This window comes from Caulobacter sp. FW305-C-30-S16 (genome assembly GCF_058783025.1).
Window position 1 is genome coordinate 43210 of the sequence record NZ_JBYSYH010000001.1, and the last position, 17337, is coordinate 60546.

18 protein-coding genes are annotated in these 17337 nt (G+C 69.1%); 7 read left to right on the forward strand and 11 right to left on the reverse strand.

Annotated features, from left to right (window positions below; translation table 11 throughout):
- Positions 1–31 precede the first annotated feature (31 nt).
- The 5 genes from gcvT to AC3WJT_RS00235 all read left to right on the forward strand — a co-directional run bounded on the left by gcvT (position 32) and on the right by AC3WJT_RS00235 (position 5082).
- Entirely contained in the window at positions 32–1144 is a 1113-nt protein-coding gene (gene gcvT, locus AC3WJT_RS00215) for a glycine cleavage system aminomethyltransferase GcvT (protein WP_492341047.1), read from the forward strand.
- 13 nt (positions 1145–1157) lie between these two features.
- Positions 1158–1523, forward strand: coding sequence for a glycine cleavage system protein GcvH (gcvH, locus tag AC3WJT_RS00220; protein WP_492341048.1), 366 nt, complete (start codon positions 1158–1160; stop codon positions 1521–1523).
- 115 nt (positions 1524–1638) lie between these two features.
- On the forward strand, positions 1639–2982 hold the full coding sequence (gcvPA, locus tag AC3WJT_RS00225; RefSeq protein WP_492341049.1) for an aminomethyl-transferring glycine dehydrogenase subunit GcvPA: 1344 nt from the start codon (positions 1639–1641) through the stop codon (positions 2980–2982).
- Complete coding sequence (gcvPB, locus tag AC3WJT_RS00230; RefSeq protein WP_492341050.1) at positions 2979–4550, forward strand: aminomethyl-transferring glycine dehydrogenase subunit GcvPB; 1572 nt, start codon at positions 2979–2981, stop codon at positions 4548–4550. Before gcvPA ends, gcvPB begins: the two co-directional genes overlap by 4 nt.
- Before the next feature lie 136 nt (positions 4551–4686).
- On the forward strand, positions 4687–5082 hold the full coding sequence (locus tag AC3WJT_RS00235) for a PGPGW domain-containing protein (RefSeq protein WP_492341051.1): 396 nt from the start codon (positions 4687–4689) through the stop codon (positions 5080–5082).
- A 96-nt stretch (positions 5083–5178) separates the two neighbouring features.
- On the opposite strand, the gene AC3WJT_RS00240 is transcribed toward AC3WJT_RS00235, so the two are convergent.
- From AC3WJT_RS00240 to AC3WJT_RS00290, 11 genes are all read right to left on the reverse strand, one after another.
- Positions 5179–5694 carry a F0F1 ATP synthase subunit B gene (locus tag AC3WJT_RS00240; protein ID WP_492341052.1) on the reverse strand — a complete coding sequence of 172 codons (516 nt, stop codon included), beginning with the start codon at positions 5692–5694 and terminating at the stop codon, positions 5179–5181.
- Positions 5694–6263, reverse strand: coding sequence for a F0F1 ATP synthase subunit B family protein (locus AC3WJT_RS00245; RefSeq protein WP_492341053.1), 570 nt, complete (start codon positions 6261–6263; stop codon positions 5694–5696). The genes AC3WJT_RS00240 and AC3WJT_RS00245 overlap by 1 nt, the downstream gene beginning before the upstream one ends.
- 66 nt (positions 6264–6329) lie before the next feature.
- Positions 6330–6554, reverse strand: a complete 225-nt coding sequence (locus tag AC3WJT_RS00250; protein ID WP_492341054.1) for a F0F1 ATP synthase subunit C — start codon at positions 6552–6554, stop codon at positions 6330–6332.
- A 52-nt stretch (positions 6555–6606) separates the two neighbouring features.
- The gene (locus AC3WJT_RS00255; RefSeq protein ID WP_492341055.1) at positions 6607–7392 is read right to left on the reverse strand and encodes a F0F1 ATP synthase subunit A; all 786 of its coding nucleotides are present in this window, start codon (positions 7390–7392) and stop codon (positions 6607–6609) included.
- Positions 7393–7407: 15 nt separating this feature from the next.
- The gene (locus AC3WJT_RS00260) at positions 7408–7758 is read right to left on the reverse strand and encodes an AtpZ/AtpI family protein (RefSeq protein WP_492341056.1); all 351 of its coding nucleotides are present in this window, start codon (positions 7756–7758) and stop codon (positions 7408–7410) included.
- A 204-nt stretch (positions 7759–7962) separates the two neighbouring features.
- Entirely contained in the window at positions 7963–9015 is a 1053-nt protein-coding gene (locus tag AC3WJT_RS00265) for an OmpA family protein (RefSeq protein ID WP_492341057.1), read from the reverse strand.
- A gap of 139 nt (positions 9016–9154) precedes the next feature.
- Complete coding sequence (locus tag AC3WJT_RS00270) at positions 9155–10279, reverse strand: ABC transporter permease (protein WP_492341058.1); 1125 nt, start codon at positions 10277–10279, stop codon at positions 9155–9157.
- A complete protein-coding gene (locus AC3WJT_RS00275) occupies positions 10276–11193 on the reverse strand; it encodes an ABC transporter ATP-binding protein (protein ID WP_492341059.1) in 918 nt (305 codons plus the stop codon). The genes AC3WJT_RS00270 and AC3WJT_RS00275 overlap by 4 nt, the downstream gene beginning before the upstream one ends.
- A complete protein-coding gene (locus tag AC3WJT_RS00280; RefSeq protein ID WP_492341060.1) occupies positions 11190–12170 on the reverse strand; it encodes an HlyD family secretion protein in 981 nt (326 codons plus the stop codon). Before AC3WJT_RS00280 ends, AC3WJT_RS00275 begins: the two co-directional genes overlap by 4 nt.
- Positions 12167–12805, reverse strand: a complete 639-nt coding sequence (locus AC3WJT_RS00285) for a TetR/AcrR family transcriptional regulator (RefSeq protein ID WP_492341061.1) — start codon at positions 12803–12805, stop codon at positions 12167–12169. The genes AC3WJT_RS00280 and AC3WJT_RS00285 overlap by 4 nt, the downstream gene beginning before the upstream one ends.
- A gap of 106 nt (positions 12806–12911) precedes the next feature.
- The gene (locus AC3WJT_RS00290; protein WP_492341062.1) at positions 12912–14699 is read right to left on the reverse strand and encodes a cation:proton antiporter domain-containing protein; all 1788 of its coding nucleotides are present in this window, start codon (positions 14697–14699) and stop codon (positions 12912–12914) included.
- An 82-nt stretch (positions 14700–14781) separates the two neighbouring features.
- On the opposite strand from AC3WJT_RS00290, the gene AC3WJT_RS00295 reads away from it, so the two are divergent.
- Both AC3WJT_RS00295 and AC3WJT_RS00300 read left to right on the forward strand, forming a co-directional pair.
- Positions 14782–15180 carry a DUF2946 family protein gene (locus tag AC3WJT_RS00295; RefSeq protein ID WP_492341063.1) on the forward strand — a complete coding sequence of 133 codons (399 nt, stop codon included), beginning with the start codon at positions 14782–14784 and terminating at the stop codon, positions 15178–15180.
- Between the two features lie 57 nt (positions 15181–15237).
- Positions 15238–17301 carry a TonB-dependent receptor family protein gene (locus AC3WJT_RS00300; protein ID WP_492341064.1) on the forward strand — a complete coding sequence of 688 codons (2064 nt, stop codon included), beginning with the start codon at positions 15238–15240 and terminating at the stop codon, positions 17299–17301.
- Positions 17302–17337: the final 36 nt, after the last annotated feature.

Genomic DNA, 17337 nt, shown 5'->3' on the forward strand with positions numbered 1-17337 from the left:
GCGAGCCGCATCGACCCCGCCGGAGCTCAGCGTGTCTGACGAGACCCTCAAGAAGACCCCGCTCTATGACGCGCACGTCGCCGCCGGCGCGCGCATGGTTCCGTTCGCGGGCTACGAAATGCCCGTTCAATACAAGGACGGCGTGCTCAAGGAGCACCTCTGGACGCGCGAGAGCGCCGGCCTGTTCGACGTCTCGCACATGGGCCAGGCCCGGCTGCGCGGCGTCTCGCCCCTGTCAGCCTTCGAGGACATCGTCCCGGGCGACTTCATCGGCCTGGCCGCCGGGCGGCAGAAGTATTCCGTGCTGCTGAACCGCAAGGGCGGGATCATCGACGACCTGATGGCCTCGCGGCCCGACGACGACGGCCTGTTCGTCATCGTCAACGGCGCCTGCAAGGACGGCGACTTCGCCTTCATGAACGACGAGCTGGCGCCGCAGGTCACCATCGACCGCCTCGAAGACCGCGCGCTGCTGGCGTTGCAGGGCCCCAAGGCCGTCGCGGTGCTCAAGGCCCACATCCCCGAGTGCGCCGACAAGGTGTTCATGGACAGCTGGGCGACCACCGGCTTCGGCGTCGACGTGCTGATCTCCCGCTCGGGCTACACGGGCGAGGACGGCTACGAGATCTCCGTCCCCGGCCATGCGGCTGAGCGCATCTGGAACACCCTGCTGGAGGACGAGCGGGTCAGGCCCATCGGTCTGGGCGCCCGCGACTCCCTGCGGCTTGAGGCCGGCCTGCCGCTCTACGGCCATGACGTCGACGAGACGGTCAGCCCGGTCGAAGCCGGCCTGACCTTCGCGGTGTCGAAGAAGCGCCGTGACGCCCAGGACTTCCCCGGCGCGGCGCGCATCGTCAAGGAACTGGCCGAGGGCCCCGCCCGCGTGCGGGTCGGTCTGAAGGTGCTGGGCGGTCCGCCGGCCCGCGAGGGCGCCGAGATCGCCGACACCGCCGGCAAGGTCGTGGGCGTGGTCACCAGCGGCGGCTTCGCCCCCTCGCTCGGGTGCCCCATCGCCATGGGCTTCGTCCCGCCGGCCCTGTCGGCCGTCGGCACCAAGCTGAACGTCATCGTCCGGGGTCGCGCGGGGGCCGCGGAGGTCGTCGCCATGCCCTTCGTCCCCAACCGCTACGTCCGCAAAGTCTGAAGAGGGTCCAGCCATGCGTTTCACCAAGGATCATGAATGGGTCGAGCTGGCGGGCGACATCGCCACCGTCGGCATCACCGCCTACGCCGCCGAACAGCTGGGCGACGTGGTGTTCGTCGAGGTGCCTGACATCGGCAAGACCCTGAGCCAGGGCGACGGCATGGCCGTGGTCGAGAGCGTCAAGGCCGCCTCCGACGTCTACGCCCCGGTGTCGGGTGAAGTTGTCGAGGCCAACGCCGCCCTCGGCGATGCGCCGGAGACGGTCAACGCCGTCCCGGAGGCCGGCGGCTGGTTCGCGAAGATCAAGGTCAGCGATCCCTCGCAGGTCGAGGCCCTGATGGATCGCGCGGCCTACGAAGCGTTCCTGTCGACCCTCTAACCCTCAATTGTCATCCCGGACGCCGAAGGCGATCCGGGACCCAGGTCAAGTCCAGGCCGAATCTGGGTCCCGGCTCTCCGCTACGCTTCGGCCGGGATGACAGGAAAAACAGATCATGCGCTACCTCCCCCTGACCCCCGATGACCGCGTCCAGATGCTGGGCGAGATCGGCGTCGACTCCATCGACGCCCTGTTCGTCGACGTGCCCGCCGCCGCCCGACGCGAGGCCTTCGTCGACCTGCCGCATGTCGCCGGCGAGCTGGAGGTCGAGCGGGAACTGGCCGCCCTGGCCGGACGCAACGTCGCCGCCGGATCGGTCCCCTTCTTCTGCGGCGCGGGCGCCTATCGCCACCATGTGCCGGCCAGTGTCGATCACCTGATCCAGCGGTCGGAGTTCCTGACCAGCTACACGCCCTACCAGCCCGAGATCGCCCAGGGCACGCTGCAGGTGCTGTTCGAATTCCAGACCCAGGTCGCGGCCCTGACCGGCATGGAGGTGGCCAACGCCTCGCTCTACGACGGCTCCACGGCCTGCGCTGAGGCGGTGATGATGGCCAAGCGAGTCACGAAGCGGAACCGGGCGGTGCTGTCGGGCGGGGTGCATCCCCACTACGTCCGCACCACCCAGACCCTGGCCCATGCCGAGGGCATGGAGGTGGACGCCCTGACCGCCGCCGTCGACGCCGAGGACGCGGTGATCGCGGCTATCGACGCCGGCACGGCCTGCGTCGTGGTCCAGACCCCCAACGTGTTCGGCACCGCCACCGACGTGACGAAGATCGCCGCCGCGGCCCAGGCCGCCGGCGCCCTGCTGATCGTGGTGACGACCGAGGCGGTGTCCTTCGGCCTGCTCAAGTCGCCCGGCGAAATGGGCGCCGACATCGTGGTCGCCGAGGGCCAGTCGATCGGCAACGCCCTGAACTTCGGTGGACCGTACGTCGGGCTGTTCGCCTGCAAGGAAAAGCTGGTCCGCCAGGCGCCGGGCCGGCTGTGCGGCGAGACTGTCGACGCTGACGGCCGCCGCGGCTTCGTCCTGACGCTGTCGACCCGCGAGCAGCATATCCGCCGCGACAAGGCGACGAGCAACATCTGCACCAACAGCGGCCTCTGCGCCCTGGCCTTCTCGATCCACATGAGCCTTCTGGGCGAGGTCGGCCTGCGTCGGCTGGCGTCCCTGAACCACCAGACCGCCCGCGCGCTGAAGACGGCGCTGGAAGGCGTGAAGGGGGTCGAGATCCTCACCCCGCGGTTCTTCAACGAGTTCGCCGTGAAGCTGGGCAAACCCGCCGCCGAGGTCGTCGAGGCGCTCGCGGCGAAGGGCGTGCTCGGCGGCGTGCCCTACAGCCGGCTCGACCCGGACGCCGACCTGGACGACGTCCTGCTCGTCGCCGCGACCGAAACCGTGACCGAAGGCGACATCGCCGCCTTCAAAGCTGCCCTGACCGAGGTGATGGCATGAGCTCGATGAACTCCGTGGGCCGCCCCACCGCGCCGGTCCAGACCAACGACTACGTCCACCCCACCCTGACCGGCGCCCGCGGCCTGCTGCAGGACGAGGCGCTGATTTTCGAACGGGACGGCTGGGACAAGACCGGCGTCGACCTGCCGCAGGCCACGCGGCCGGCGGGCGACCTGGACGGGCTGCTGCGGACCGCGCCGATCGGTCTGCCCGGTCTCTCCGAGCCAGAGGCCATGCGCCACTACGTGCGCCTCAGCCAGAAAAACCACGCCATCGACCTGGCCCTCTATCCGCTGGGCAGCTGCACGATGAAGCACAACCCGCGCCTCAACGAGAAGGCCGCGCGGATGGCCGGCTTCGCGGACCTTCACCCGCTGCAGCCGCAGTCGACGGTGCAGGGCGCGCTGGAGCTGATCGACCGGCTGGCCCACTGGCTGAAGACGCTGACCGGCATGCCCGCTGTGGCCATGACGCCCAAGGCCGGCGCGCACGGCGAGCTGTGCGGCCTGCTGGCGATCAAGGCGGCGCATGAAGCGAACGGCCAGGGCCACCGCAAGACGGTCCTCTGCCCGACCAGCGCCCACGGCACCAACCCCGCCACGGCCGCCTTCGTCGGCTACAGCGTGGTCGAGATCGCCCAGACGGCCGACGGCCGGGTGGACCTGGCGGATCTGGAAGCCAAGCTGAACGACCAGGTGGCGGCCATCATGGTCACCAACCCCAACACCTGCGGCCTGTTCGAGCGGGACGTGATCGAGATCGCCCGCCTGACCCATGCGGTCGGCGCCTACTTCTACTGCGACGGGGCCAACTTCAACGCCATCGTCGGCCGGGTGCGCCCGGGCGACCTCGGCGTCGACGCCATGCACATCAACCTGCACAAGACCTTCTCCACGCCCCACGGCGGCGGCGGTCCGGGCGCGGGTCCGGTGGTGCTGAGCGCGGCGCTGGCGCCGTTCGCCCCGGCCCCCTGGGTCGTGCACGACGGGACCCACTATCGCCTCGTCGAGGACCAGGCCGGCGCGACCGCCCAGGCCTTCGGCCGCATGAGCGCCTTCCACGGTCAGATGGGCATGTTTGTCCGCGCCTACGCCTACATGCGCAGCCACGGCGCCGACGGCCTGCGCCAGGTCGCCGAGGATGCGGTGCTCAACGCCAACTACATCAAGGCCTGCCTGTCGGACGTGATGAGCCCGGCCTTCCCGGACGGCCCCTGCATGCATGAGGCGCTGTTCGATGACAGCTGGCTCGAGGGCACCGGGATCACCACCCTCGACTTCGCCAAGGCGATGATCGACGAGGGCTTCCACCCGATGACCATGTACTTTCCGCTGGTGGTGCACGGGGCGATGCTGATCGAGCCGACCGAGACCGAGAGCCGGCAGGAGCTGGACCGGTTCATCGCCGCGCTGCGCGCCCTCGCCGGCGCGGCGAAAGCGGGCGAGGTCGACCGGTTCAAGGGCGCTCCGTTCCACGCTCCGATGCGGCGCCTGGACGAGACCCTTGCGGCCAGAAAGCCACGCCTGAGGTGGCGACCTGAGACAATTCCGCCACTGGCGGCTGAATAGCCGTGCAGGGCGTGTGAAGACTTCGTCATAACAGGAACGCGGTCCTTTACGGGCCGTTGTCGGCTGCACATATCGAATGTTGCAGCGACGCAGACTCACGGGAAAGCGGCGCGCCCAGCCCGCCGTTCAGTGATTCATGTCCCTCGTCCTCACCATGCCCCGCGCCTTCACGCCTGCCGATGACGCCGCCCGCGAGCTGTTGTCGCGTGTGGCGCGCTGGCTGCTGCTCGCACTGGGCCTGGTGATCATCGCGGCGGGCGTGCTGATCGCGCCACTGCCGGGACCGGGCGGGCTGCCGGTGATCGTCGTCGGTCTGATGATCACCCTGCGCAACAGCTTCTGGGCCAAGCGGCAGTTCATCCGCTTCCAGCGGGCTCACCCGAAGATGATCTTCCCGATCCGCCGCCTGCTGCGGCGGGAGCCGGAAGTCATGCCGGTGTTCTGGCAGGGCGTCCTTCGGATGGAGCGCATCGTCCTGCGCAAGGAGCGTCGTTTCGCGAAGAAGGTGCGCAAGCACTTCCGCCGACGCTAGGCGTCGGGGACATGTACCGCAGGTACGTGTCCCCTGAACCGGATTCTTGGTGACCTGATTGGGGGACACGTACCTTTGGTACATGTCCCCTGGGCACTACTGCAGGCGGGCGGCCAGGGTGCTGATCGCGGCGTCGACCGACGGGTCGGTCTTGGCCGAAGCCAGACGGGCGGCGAGGATCTGCTCGGCGGCCTGGGCGGCGAGGTCGGCGGCCACGGCCTTCACGTCGGCGGCGGCCTGGGCCTCGGCCGAGGCGATCTTGCGTTCGGCCAGAGCCGCGCGGCGCGCGATCTGGTCTTCCAGCTTGGCCTTGGCGTCGACCGCCAGACGGGCGGCGTCGGCCTCGGCGGCCTTGAGCATTTCGGTAGCCTGACGTTCGGCGTCGGCGCGCTGGGCCTTCAGCGAGGCCAGCAGGGCTTCGGCCTCGGCCCGGATGCGGGCGGCCTCGTCCAGGTCGCCCTGGATCTTGGCGGCCTTGCCGTCCAGCACGCCGGCGACCAGGGCCGGGACCTTGGCCATGACGACGACGACGAAGAACAGCACCAGGCCGACGCCCACCCAGAACTCGGCGTTGGCGAAGTTCCAGAACTCGGCGGAGAAAAAGGCGGGCATCAGCGAGCTCCCGGACGGCCGGCGAGGGCCGCCTTGACGTCGGCGGCCGCGGGGGCCTTGCCGGTCAGTTTGGCGACGATGGCCGACGCGATGTCCTCGGCGATACCGGCGACGTTGGCCATGGCCGCGTCGCGCGCCTTCTGGATCTGCGCTTCGGCCGCAGCGACCTTTTCGGCCACCTTGGCGTCTTCGACGGCCGCAACAGCAGCGGAGTCGGCCGCGGCCCGGGCGCGAGCCTCTGCGGCGACGCGTTGCGACCGGGCGCGAGCCTCGGCCACTTCGGCTTCGCCGGTGCGGGCCTGATCGAGCGCCTCGGCCTGGACCTGACGCGCAGTCTCCAGGGCCGTGGCGATCGTGCTGGCGCGCTCGTCGAGCACACGCCGCATGCGCGGCGTGAACACGCGCGAGATCAGCACATACAGAATGACGAACAGCACCAGCAGGTAGGCGATCTGGCCGCCCCAGTGTTGAAACTGGAACTGCGGCAGGCCGCCCGAACCGTGCTCGGCTTCGGTCGTCGTTGTATGGGCCGTGTCGGCGCCGTGGCTTTGCGTGGATTCAGCAGCCATCACGTGTCCGTCGAGTTAGGTCGCGCGACGACGCCCGCAGGGACGCCGTCGCAGCAGGTTGCCGGATCAGCCGAAGTAGATCAGCACGCCGAGCACGAAGGCGAGAATGCCCAGGGCTTCGGCGAGGGCGGCGCCCACGAACAGGTTGCCGATCTGGCTGGCGGCGGCGGACGGGTTGCGCAGGGCGCCCGACAGGAAGCTGCCGAAAATGGTGCCCACGCCGATGCCGGCGCCGATCATGCCGAGGGTCGCGAGGCCCGCGCCGATGGCCTTAGCCGCTTCAACTTCCATGGTTCTCAAGTCCTGTTTGGTAAAGGTTGGAGGAGGTTTCTGGAGCTAGGCCTTAGTGGCCTTCACCCAGATTGACCACATCATTCAGATAGATGCAGGTCAGAACTGCGAAGACGAAGGCCTGAAGGAAGGCCACGAGGAATTCGAGGGCGGTCAGACCGACCACCATGCTCATCGAGAGCGCGGCGCCCGGAATGCCCAGCAGGCCCAGCCCGCCCCCGGCGGCCATGGCGCCCAGGGTCACGACAAACCCGGCGAACACCTTCAGGGCCACGTGGCCGCCCAGCATGTTGCCGAACAGACGAAGGGCCAGGGTGATCGGGCGCAGCATGAAGGAGAACAGCTCGATCAGACCGACAACCGGCCGCATCACCAGCGGCGCGCCGGTCGGCCAGAACAGCAGGAAGAACTTCAGGCCGTTCTTGGCGAAGCCGATGACCAGCACCAGGCCGAACGTCACGATCGCCAGGGTCGCGGTGACCGCCAGCTGCGAGGTCGCGGTGAACGACAGGGCCATGCCCAGCAGGTTCATGCCCAGGATCAGCAGGAAGATCGTAAAGACGAACGGGAAATACTTGCGACCGTCGTGGCCGATGATCGAGTCGGTGAGGTTGTCGATCATGCCGAACAGCGTCTCGCCGACGGTCTGGAGACGACCCGGAACGACCTTGGCGTTCGAGGTGACCAGGGTCAGGAAGAGCACGACGAGGCCGAACGCGATCGTCATCGCGATATGCGAGTTGGTGATCGCAAGATCGACGAGGCCAACACCCGGGAGCGTGACATCGGGAAAGTCGACGACTTTCACGATCTGGAACTGATGAATCGGATCGGCCATCGGGCCTATCGCTCCCTAGTCTTCCCTGGCCTTGGAGGCCGCGCTGCGCGCCGCCTCTTCCGCCTTCGCCTGCGCCATCAGCCGGTTGGCTGTGCGACGCGCCATGAACAACGACAGGGCGAAGCCCGCGAGGACCCCGCCGATCAACCCCCAGGGCGCCGTCCCGACCAACCGGTCGAGGATTGCGCCCGCCGCGATTCCGACCAGCACGCCCCCCAGCAGCTCCGCAAGAATGCGGTAGGCCTGGCTCGTGGCCGACGCCTCACCCATAGGCGAGTCGGGGCGAGCCGTACTGGCCTGCAGCGCTTTTGCCCGTTCGTCGAGGCTGCGGAGCGCCTCTTCGCGCGGGTCGACGGCCTTGGGCATGGGGTCGGTCAGGTCCGAAAACAGCTCCGGGGAAATCCCCGGGGCCCGGCTTGATCGCGGCGGAACCTATAGGCCTCGCTGCGGTGCGTCAAGGTTGGGTGGAATACGCCCAAACCCTTGATTCAAAGGGATTTCTCATAGGCAAAGGCCCCGGTGTTTCCACCGGGGCCCCGCTTTGGTTCAGCTTTACGCCGAAGATGCCGATCAGAAGTTGATCGAGATCGTCGAACGGCGGTTCAGCGGTTCCTTCACACCATCGCCCGTGGCGACGGCGAGTTCGGCTTCACCCTTCCAGTCCACGGCCAGCGTACCGGCCGAGACACCCAGGCCCACCAGCGCATCGGCGACGGCCTTGGCGCGGCGTTCCGACAGGCGGACGTTGTAGGCGGGCGAACCCGAGGAGTCGGTGTGACCCACGACGACGACGCGGGTCGCGCCACCGGCTTGAGCGTACTGGGCCGCTTCAGACACCACCGTCTGGGCTTCCGGCGTCAGCACGTACTGATCGAACGGGAAGTAGACGATGAATTCCCGGGCTTCGTACTGCGGCGGCGGAGGCGGCGGCGGCGGAGGCGGCGGGGGAGGCGGCGGCGGCGGCGGAGGCGGCGGCGGCGGCGGCGGCGGAGCAGCTTCTTCCTGGAAGCTGTAGCGCACGCCGATCGTCACCGACTGGTCGTTGTAGCTGCCGGTCAGCGGGCCGGCGGTGCCGATGTTGTTGAAGTCGAAGTCACCCGTCTGGAAGTAGCGATAGGTCAGGTCGACATTCATCCGGTCGCTGGCCTTCGCCGTCAGACCGGCGATGCCCTGCCAGGCCCAGACCGAGTCCTGATCGTCGACGACCAGGAACGGCGCGATGACCGCGCCCAGTTGGCCGCGGGCCATACCGGCGCCGACGCCGAGGAACGGATGCAGGTCGCCGTCGGGCATGAAGTCGACGATGACGTTGCCCATGACCGAGAGAACTTCCCAGTCGCCCGAGGCGTCAACCATCGGGGTCGGCAGTTCACCGGGACGCCAGCCGCCTTCGAGTTCCACGCGCCAGTGCGGCGACAGACGGTAGCCGAGACGGGCGAGACCGATCCAGTCGTCGTCGCCGTCGAGGCTGACCGGGCCGAGGCCCGTGTCGAAGTTGGTGTTGTCGGACCAGTGGTAGCCCACGTCCAGCGCGCCGTAGAAGCCGCTGTCCTGAGCGGCCGCACCCGACGCTGCGAGCGTCGTAACGGCGAGCGCCGCACCCGCCAGAAGCTTGAATTTCATAATGAGAGCCCTCTCCTGCCCGCGATGCGACCAAAGGCCGCTCGAACATTCGTTATATCAACCATGAAGCCATCGCCAAGTGTCAGCGAAGCCACACCACCGTCTATTTTCTAGACAAGGATCGTGAACGGCGAGTTTCTCAGTCGAGGGTTGTGCGGTAGCGCGCCATCGCCAGTGACACGACGATGACCACAAACAGCATCAGGGCCCCGAGACTCTGCCAGAGGTCGGCGAATCCAAGGCCCTTGAGCAACGCGCCCCGGACGATCCGAAGAAAATGCGTCACCGGGATCACGTCGCCGATTATCTGGGCCCACAGGGGCATTCCGCGGAACGGAAACATGAATCCCGACAGCAGCAGCGACGGGAAAATGTAGAACACCGACATCTGCATCGCCTGCAGCTGGTTGCGCGCGACCGTCGAGATCAGGAAGCCCAGCGCCAGGCTGCCGACGATGAACAGCAGGATGCCGCTCAGCAGCGCGCCCCAGCCGCCGGAAAACGGCACATCGAACAGCACGCGCGCCAGGACCAGGATCACGACGGTCTGGGTCAGGCCGACAAGGACGTAGGGGGCCAGCTTGCCGATCATCACCTCAAGCGGCTTCACCGGCGTCGCCAGCAGGCTTTCCATCGTGCCGCGCTCGTACTCCCGCGTGACGCCGAGCGCCGTCATCATCACCAGGGTCATCGACAGGATCACGCCCAGCAGACCCGGCACGATGTTGTAGGCGCTGATGGCCTCGGGATTGTACCGGCGGTGAACGACCACCTCGAACGGCGGTGCTGCGGCCGGACCGGTGGCCAGGGCGCCGGTGAGCTCGTGCTTCAGCGCTTCCTGCGGCAGGGCGGACAGGGCCGCGATGGCTGAACCGGTGGCGGAAGGGTCGGCGGCGTCCGCCTCGACCAGGATCTGCGCCCGGTCGCCCCGCACCACCCGCCGCGAGAAGTCGGCCGGAATGGTGATCGCGAACTGCACCCTGCCCAGCGCCATGGCGCGGTCGAGCTCGGCGGGCGTGCGGGCGGTCTCGGTGATGTCGAAATAGCCGCTGCGTTCGATCGCGCCGAGCGTCGAGCGCGCGAACACCCCGTGGTCCTGCACCAGCACGGCCGTCGGCAGGTGGTGAGGGTCGTTGTTGATGGCATAGCCGAACAGCAGGAGCTGGACGACCGGCATCGCCAGAATCAGGGCGTAGGTCAGCCGGTCGCGGGTCAGCTGGATGAACTCCTTGACCAGCACGGCGAGGATGCGGGTCGCGTTCATTCGAAGTTGTCCTTCGCCTGACCCATCAGGTGGATGAAGACGTCCTCCAGCGTCGGCTCGACTTCGGTCCAGACGAACGGCGGCTTGCGCCAGGGCGCGATGGCCGCTTCGAGCGCCGCGCGGTCGGTTCCGCTGACGTGGATCGCCGCGCCGAACGGGGCGGCCATGGCCACGCCGGGATGAGCGGCCAGGGCCCGCGCCAGCCGGTCGGCGCCCGGCCCCTCACCGCGAAAGGTGACCAGCCCGGACCGGCGAATGACCTGCGCCCCCGTCCCCCGCGCCATCAGCCGCCCGTAGGCGATGTAGGCGATGTCGTGACAGCGCTCGGCCTCGTCCATGTAGTGGGTGGAGACCATCACAGTCAGCCCTTCGGCGGACAGGCCGTGGATCTCGTCCCAGAACTCGCGGCGGGCCTTGGGGTCGACCCCGGCCGTCGGCTCGTCGAGCAGCAGCAGCCGCGGCTCGTGCAGGACGCTGGCCGCCAGCGCGAGCCGCTGCTTCCAGCCTCCCGACAGGCTCCCGGCCAGTTGCCGGCGACGGTTCTCCAGGCCCAGCCGTTCAAGCGCCCGGTCGACGCGGCCCTTGCGGTCATCGAGCCCGTATACCCGGGCGACGAAGGTCAGGTTCTCCTCGATCGACAGGTCCTCGTAGAGGGAGAACTTCTGGGTCATGTAGCCGGTCTGGCGCTTGATCCGATCGGCCTCCTTGCGGAAGTCCAGGCCCAGCACCTCGCCCTCGCCGCTGTCGGGCGTCAGCAGGCCGCAAAGCATCCGCAGAGTGGTGGTCTTGCCTGAGCCGTTGGGGCCGAGAAACCCGGTGATCTTGCCGGTCTCGACCTGGATGGCGAGGTCCTGGACGACATGCTTGTCGCCGAAGGACCTGTTCAGCCCCTGGACGTCGACCGCCAGGGTCACGGCGCGGCGTCCAGCGGAGCGACGTCGACCGGCTGGCCCGGCGCCAGCGCGCGGGGCGTCGCCGGCCGGGCCTCGACCATGAACACCAGCCGGTCGCGGCTGTCGCGGCTGTAGAGGACCGGCGGGGTGAACTCGGGGCGCGGGCTGACATAGTCGATGGTCGCCGACAGTTCCTTCGCACAGCCGTCGCAGGCGAAGGCGACCGTCCGTCCGATGCGGTAACGGGAAAGCTCGCCCTGCGGGACGAAGAACCGCAGCTTCACCCGGTCATCCGGAATCAGCGACACGACCGGCTGGTTGGCGGCGGCCCATTCGCCCGACTGGAAATAGACCTGCTCGACGCGGGCGTCGGCCGGCGCGCGGGGCCCTGTCCGGTCGAGCTGCGCCTGGGCGGCGGCGAGGACGTCGCGGGCCTGCCGCACCTGCGCCTCGACGGCGCGCAACGCGTCCGGTCGTCCGCCGAGCGTGCCGGCCGCGCGCTGGCTGGTCACGGCCCGCAGGTTGGCGACGGCGGAATCCCGCGCGGCCCGCACGGTGTCCAGCCGCGCGGGCGCGTAGATGCCCTGCTGCACCAGCGGCGCGATGCGGTTGTACTCGGCCTGCGCTTGACGAAGTGCGGCCTCTGCGGCCGCGCGCTGGGCGTCGACGACCGCCAGTTCCTGCGGCCGCTGACCCTTGCGGGCGTCGGCCAGACGCGCCTCGGCTTCGGCCAGCGCGGCGGCGGCCTGGTCGCGCTGCGCCAGCAGGGGTCCCGCGTCGAGCGCGAACAGCGCCTGCCCGGCGACGACCCTCTGGCCCCGGGCGACGAAAACCTTCGACACCGGGCCCGGCGCCGACGACGCCAGATACAGCGCCTCGCCCTCGATATAGCCGGACAGGGCGCGATCGGCGTCGGGCTTGCGCCCCCAGACCCACCAGGCGCCTGCGCCGGCGAGGAGCACGATCGCGACGACCGCAACGCGAAGACGGGGCGTCATGATCGGCCTCCCTCGGTCAGTAGTCCGTTCAACACGGTCTCGATGTGCTGCGCGGCCAGCGCCCGCAGATCGATCGGCCGGGCGCCGACCGGAACCAGCACCTCGCGCCACAGCACGCCCATCAGCAGCGGCCCGATCAGGCTCATCGCATGCATCGCTGCGTCGCCGGGACGAAGCTCTCCCCGCCCCTGCGCCCGTTCGATCAGGCCGGTGACCACGCCCAGGACACGAACGACCACATCGTCATGCCAGACCCGGGCGAGGTCCGGAAAGTTGCGCGACTCGGCGATGACCATCTTGGCCACCGACCCGGCGGGCGAGGTCGTCAGCATGTCGGCGGCGCGCGCCAGGAATATCCGGGAGATCTGCGCGAAAGGCAGGTCGAGGGTCGTGGCGGCCGCCTCGATCGCCGCGATGTTGGGCCCGACCGCCTCACGGACGACCGCCGCGAACAGATCCTGCTTGGTCTCGAAATAGAGATACAGCGCGCCCTTGCTGACCCCGGCGCGCGCGGCGATGTCATCCAGCCGCGCGGCGGCGAAGCCCTTCTCCGCGAAAACCTCCAGCGCCGCCGCGACGATCTCCGCCGGCCTGGCTTCCTTGCGTCGGCGCCACTTCGGCTCGCCCGCGAGCATGATCCGCACCCACTGATAACTGACTGGTCAGTTATTTATGAGGGGCGGCAGGCGGAGTCAACGACCCGCGTTCTCCCTTCCCTTCATGGGGAGGGAGAACGGGCCCCTAGCCCTTTGGCCCGTCCCTCATTCGACGCCGGCCGCCGAGCGCCTCCGGCCGGTTGAGCTCCTTGCGGAATTCGTCGCGGCGCTCGTGGATCGAGGCGATCACGAGCCCCATCGGCACCCCGATGTCGACCAGGGCGGCCTCGGAGAGCTGCAGCGACGCCTCGATGGTCTCGGGCACGGCGTCGGTGGCGCCCAGCTCATAGAGCCGCTTGGCGTGGCGCGCGTCGCGGGCCCGCACGACGATGGTCAGGTCAGGCCGCAGCTCGCGGGCCGTCGCGACGACCACCTCGTTGCCCTCCGGATTGTCCATCGTGACGATCAGCGCCCGCGCCGTGTCGAGTCCGCAGCGACGCAGAAACTCGGCCCGCGAGGCGTCGCCATAAAAGATCGACACCCCGGCGCGGCGACCGATCTCGACCAGTTTCGGATCCCGTTCCGCCGCGACCCAGGGGATGTCGTGCCGGCCCAGCATGTCGCCGACCAGTCGACCGACCCGGCCGTAGCCGATCACCAGAACCGCAGCCTCGCCCTCGACCGTCGCCGTCGGATCGACCGGCGTGCTGGCGGCGGGATTGGCGCCCGGCCGGCCGCCGAGCTTCGCGCCCAGGACCGCCAGCACCGGAATGCAGAACATCGTCAGCGTCGAGGCCACGAGCACGGTCCGGCCGATCTCGCGCTGGACGATGCCATTGTTCATGGCGGTGTCGAGAATGACGAAGGCGAACTCGCCGCCCGCGGCCAGCAACATCGCGGACTCCAGCGCCTTCCGCGGCTTCAGCCCGAACAGCAGGCCCAGCACGAACACGACCGTGCCGATCAGCAGCAGGGCGCCGACGGCCATGCCGAGGATTTCGGCCGGCTTCTGCACCAGCAGCGACAGGTCCAGCCCGATGCCGATGGACAGGAAGAACAGCCCCAGCAGCAGGCCCTTGAACGGCTCGATGGTCACCTCGACCTCGTGCCGGTACTCGGTCTCAGCCAGCAGCAGCCCGGCGATGAAGGCGCCGAGCGCCATGGACAGGCCTGTCAGCGCCGCCACCAGTCCCGCGCCGATCACGATCAGCAGCGAGGCGGCCATGAACAGCTCCTCGCTCTTGGCCCGGGCCACCGAACGCATCATCGGCCGCAGCAGCAGGCGGCCGAACACCACCAGCGCCACGATGCCGACCGCCGCCGGCGCGAAGGTCAGCAACATCTTCGGCGAGAACAGCTCGCCGCCGCCCTGGCTGCCGATGATGGTCAGGGTGATCAGGATCGGCGCGACGGCCAGATCCTGGAACAGCAGCACCGAGAAGGTCGCCCGCCCGGCCTGGCTGTGCTGGCGTTTGCTCTCCGCCAGCAGCGGCATGACCATCGCTGTCGACGACAGCGCCAGCGCCGCGCCGATCGCCACGGCCGCCTGAAGCGGCTGGCCGAGCCAGACGGCCACTGTCGCGATGGCCGCCGAGCAGACCGCGACCTGCAGCGCGCCCATGCCGAACACGAATTTGCGCATCAGCCGCAGCCGTTCCCAGCTGAGCTCCAGCCCGATCATGAACAGGAGGAAGACAACCCCGAACTCGGCCAGCTGCGCGACGTCCCTTGGACTCTCAATCGTCACGGCCGCTAGCCAGGGGACGCTGTCCGCCAGTGCGCCGAGGCCATAGGGACCGAGCAGGACGCCGGCTCCGAGGAACCCGAGGATCGGACTGATCCGCCACCGCCGGAACAGGGGCACGACCACGCCCGCCGTCGCCAGGAAGAGGACCACGTCCTTGTATTCGCCGGGAGAGACCTCCGCCGCCATACCGCCTCCAGAATGCTGAAGACCCAATATGGGGCTCTTTGGCCGGCTTGCGGAACCCCGTACGGCGGCGTAGTGGGCGATCATGCGAAGCAGCCGCCCATTCCGGCGTTCTCCTCGCCGGGGCATCCTGCCCGCGGCGCTGGCGCTGTTCGCGCTCTGCATTCAGCTGCTGATTCCGGCCGCATCCCTTGCACACGAGGCGCAGGACAGCTCCCGGACCGTCGTGCTCTGTACGCTGGACGGCGCCAAAACGGTGGTCGTTCCCGGCGACGGACCCGCCCACGGCTTCGGCGGCCTCAAGTGTCACGACTGCGTCATGGCCTCGGTCGCCGCGGTCCAGCCCGGCGACGCGACGGTTATCCCCGTTCGCTACGCCCTCGACTCACGGCGGGACCGCGCCGGCCTCGCCCAACCCCCGGCGCGGAGCCGCGCCCCGCCGCGGCCGCCATCCACCGCGCCGCCCCTCGCCCGGACCGCCTGACCCATCGCCAGGCGCGCTGACGCGCGCTCCGTCAGACCTGTTCGGGAATACCCACACATGACCAAGACCCATGGCGCGCGGCTGCGCGTCCTCCTGCTCGGCGCAGCCTGCGCCGCCCTTCCGCCCGTCGCCTTCGCCGCCGAGACCGGCGTTGCGCCGACGGTCGATTCGGTGATCGTCACCGCCCGCCCCGACCCGGAAGACCCCGCTGTCGTGGCAGACGCCCGCAAGCGTCTGTCGCGCACGCCCGGCGCCGTTTCGGTGATCTCCTCGGAGTCTTACGCAAGCCGCCAGACCCTGGCGCTCGACGACATGCTGCGCGACGCCCCGGGCGTCTACGCCCAGCGGAAGTGGGGCGGCGACATCCGCCTTTCCATCCGCGGCTCGGGCATCGGCAACGCCAATCACAATCGCGGCCTGCTGATCGCCCAGGACGGACTGCCGCTGAACGAGGCCGACGGCTATGGCGACAGCCAGATCGCCGATCCCCTGACCACCCGCATGGTCGAGGTCTATCGCGGCGGCAACGCCCTGCGCTTCGGCGGCTCCCTGCTGGGCGGCGCGATCAACATGGTCACCCCCACGGGCGCGACCGCCGGCTTTGACCAACAGGTCCGGATCGACGGCGGATCCTTCGGTCTGCTGCGCGAGAATCTCGCCGTCGCCCGCCAGTTCGGGGACTGGGACGTCTATGTCGCCGGGACCAACCAGACCGGCCAGGGCTGGCGCTCGCAAAGCCAGCAGAACATCCAGTTCGGCTCGCTCAACATCGGTCGCGCCTTTGGCGAGGACCGCGAGATCCGGCTGATCGTCAACGGCTCGAACATCAACCAGGAAATTCCCGGCGTCCTGACCTGGGGCCAGTTCCAGGCCAATCCCCGCCAGACCGCTCCGGCCAACTACGCCAACGACCAGCAGCGCAACCAGCGCGGCTTCCGCGCCTCCCTGCGCACCACCTGGCGGATCAGCGACAGCACCGTGTTCGAAGGCGCGGTCTACGGCCTGTGGAAGGATCTCGACCACCCGATCTTCCAGGTCATCGACCAGCAGAGCCGCAACTGGGGCGCCTTCGGCCGGTTCGCCTGGCAGGGCGAGATCGCGGGCATGACGGCCGATGCCTATGGCGGGCTCTGGCTGCGCACCGGCGACATGGACTCCAACTTCTACGTCAACCTCGCCACGGCGCGCGGCGCGCCGCGCTCGCGCACCCTGCAGAACGCCGACGCCGCCGATCTGTTCGCCGAGGGCCGGCTGTTCGTCACCGACCGGCTGGCGGTGATCGCGGGCGGAACCTGGGGCCGGGCGGGCCGCGACTACCAGAGCTTCGCCCTGCCCGGCGTGGCCGGGACCTTCAACCTGACCGCCTCGAAGGACTACGACTGGTTCGCCCCGCGCTTCGGCCTGCTCTGGGAATCGGAAGACGGCGCGCAGCTGTTCGCCAACGTGACAAAGTCGGTCGAGCCGCCGAACTTCGGCGCGATGTCGCCGACCGGAACCGGCTTCGCGCCCGTCGAGCCGCAGGAGGCCTGGACCGCCGAGGCCGGCGCTCGCGGGCGGCGCGGCGCCTTCACCTGGGATCTGACGGTCTACCGCGCCGTGCTCGACAACGAGATGCTGCAGTTCACCGTGGCGCCCGGCATCCCGGCCTCGACCTTCAACGCCGACCGCACCCTCCACCAGGGCCTGGAAGCGGCGCTCGACTGGCGGTTCGCCCCGCAATGGCGGCTGCGCCAGAGCTGGACCTGGTCTGACTTCCGCTTCGACGGCGACGTCCAGTACGGCGACAACCGGCTGCCGATCGTGCCCGAGCATTTCTACCGGGCGGAGCTCCGCTACGACGCCCCGGCCGGCTGGTTCGTCGCGCCGTCGGTGGAATGGTCGGCGTCGGACATCACGGTCGACTATCGCAACACCACGACCGCGCCGTCCTACGCCGTGCTGAACCTCAACGCGGGATGGGCGGTCAAGGACGGCGTCTCGCTATTCGTCGACGCCCGCAACCTGACCGACGAGGCCTATGTCTCGAACGTGCAGGCGGCGATCCTCGCGACGGCGGCGACCGCGGCCTACTGGCCCGGGGATGGCCGCTCCCTGTATGCCGGCCTCACGGTCTCGTTCTGAACCCCAGCGGGCGGCGGCCTCAAGGGTCGCCGCCCA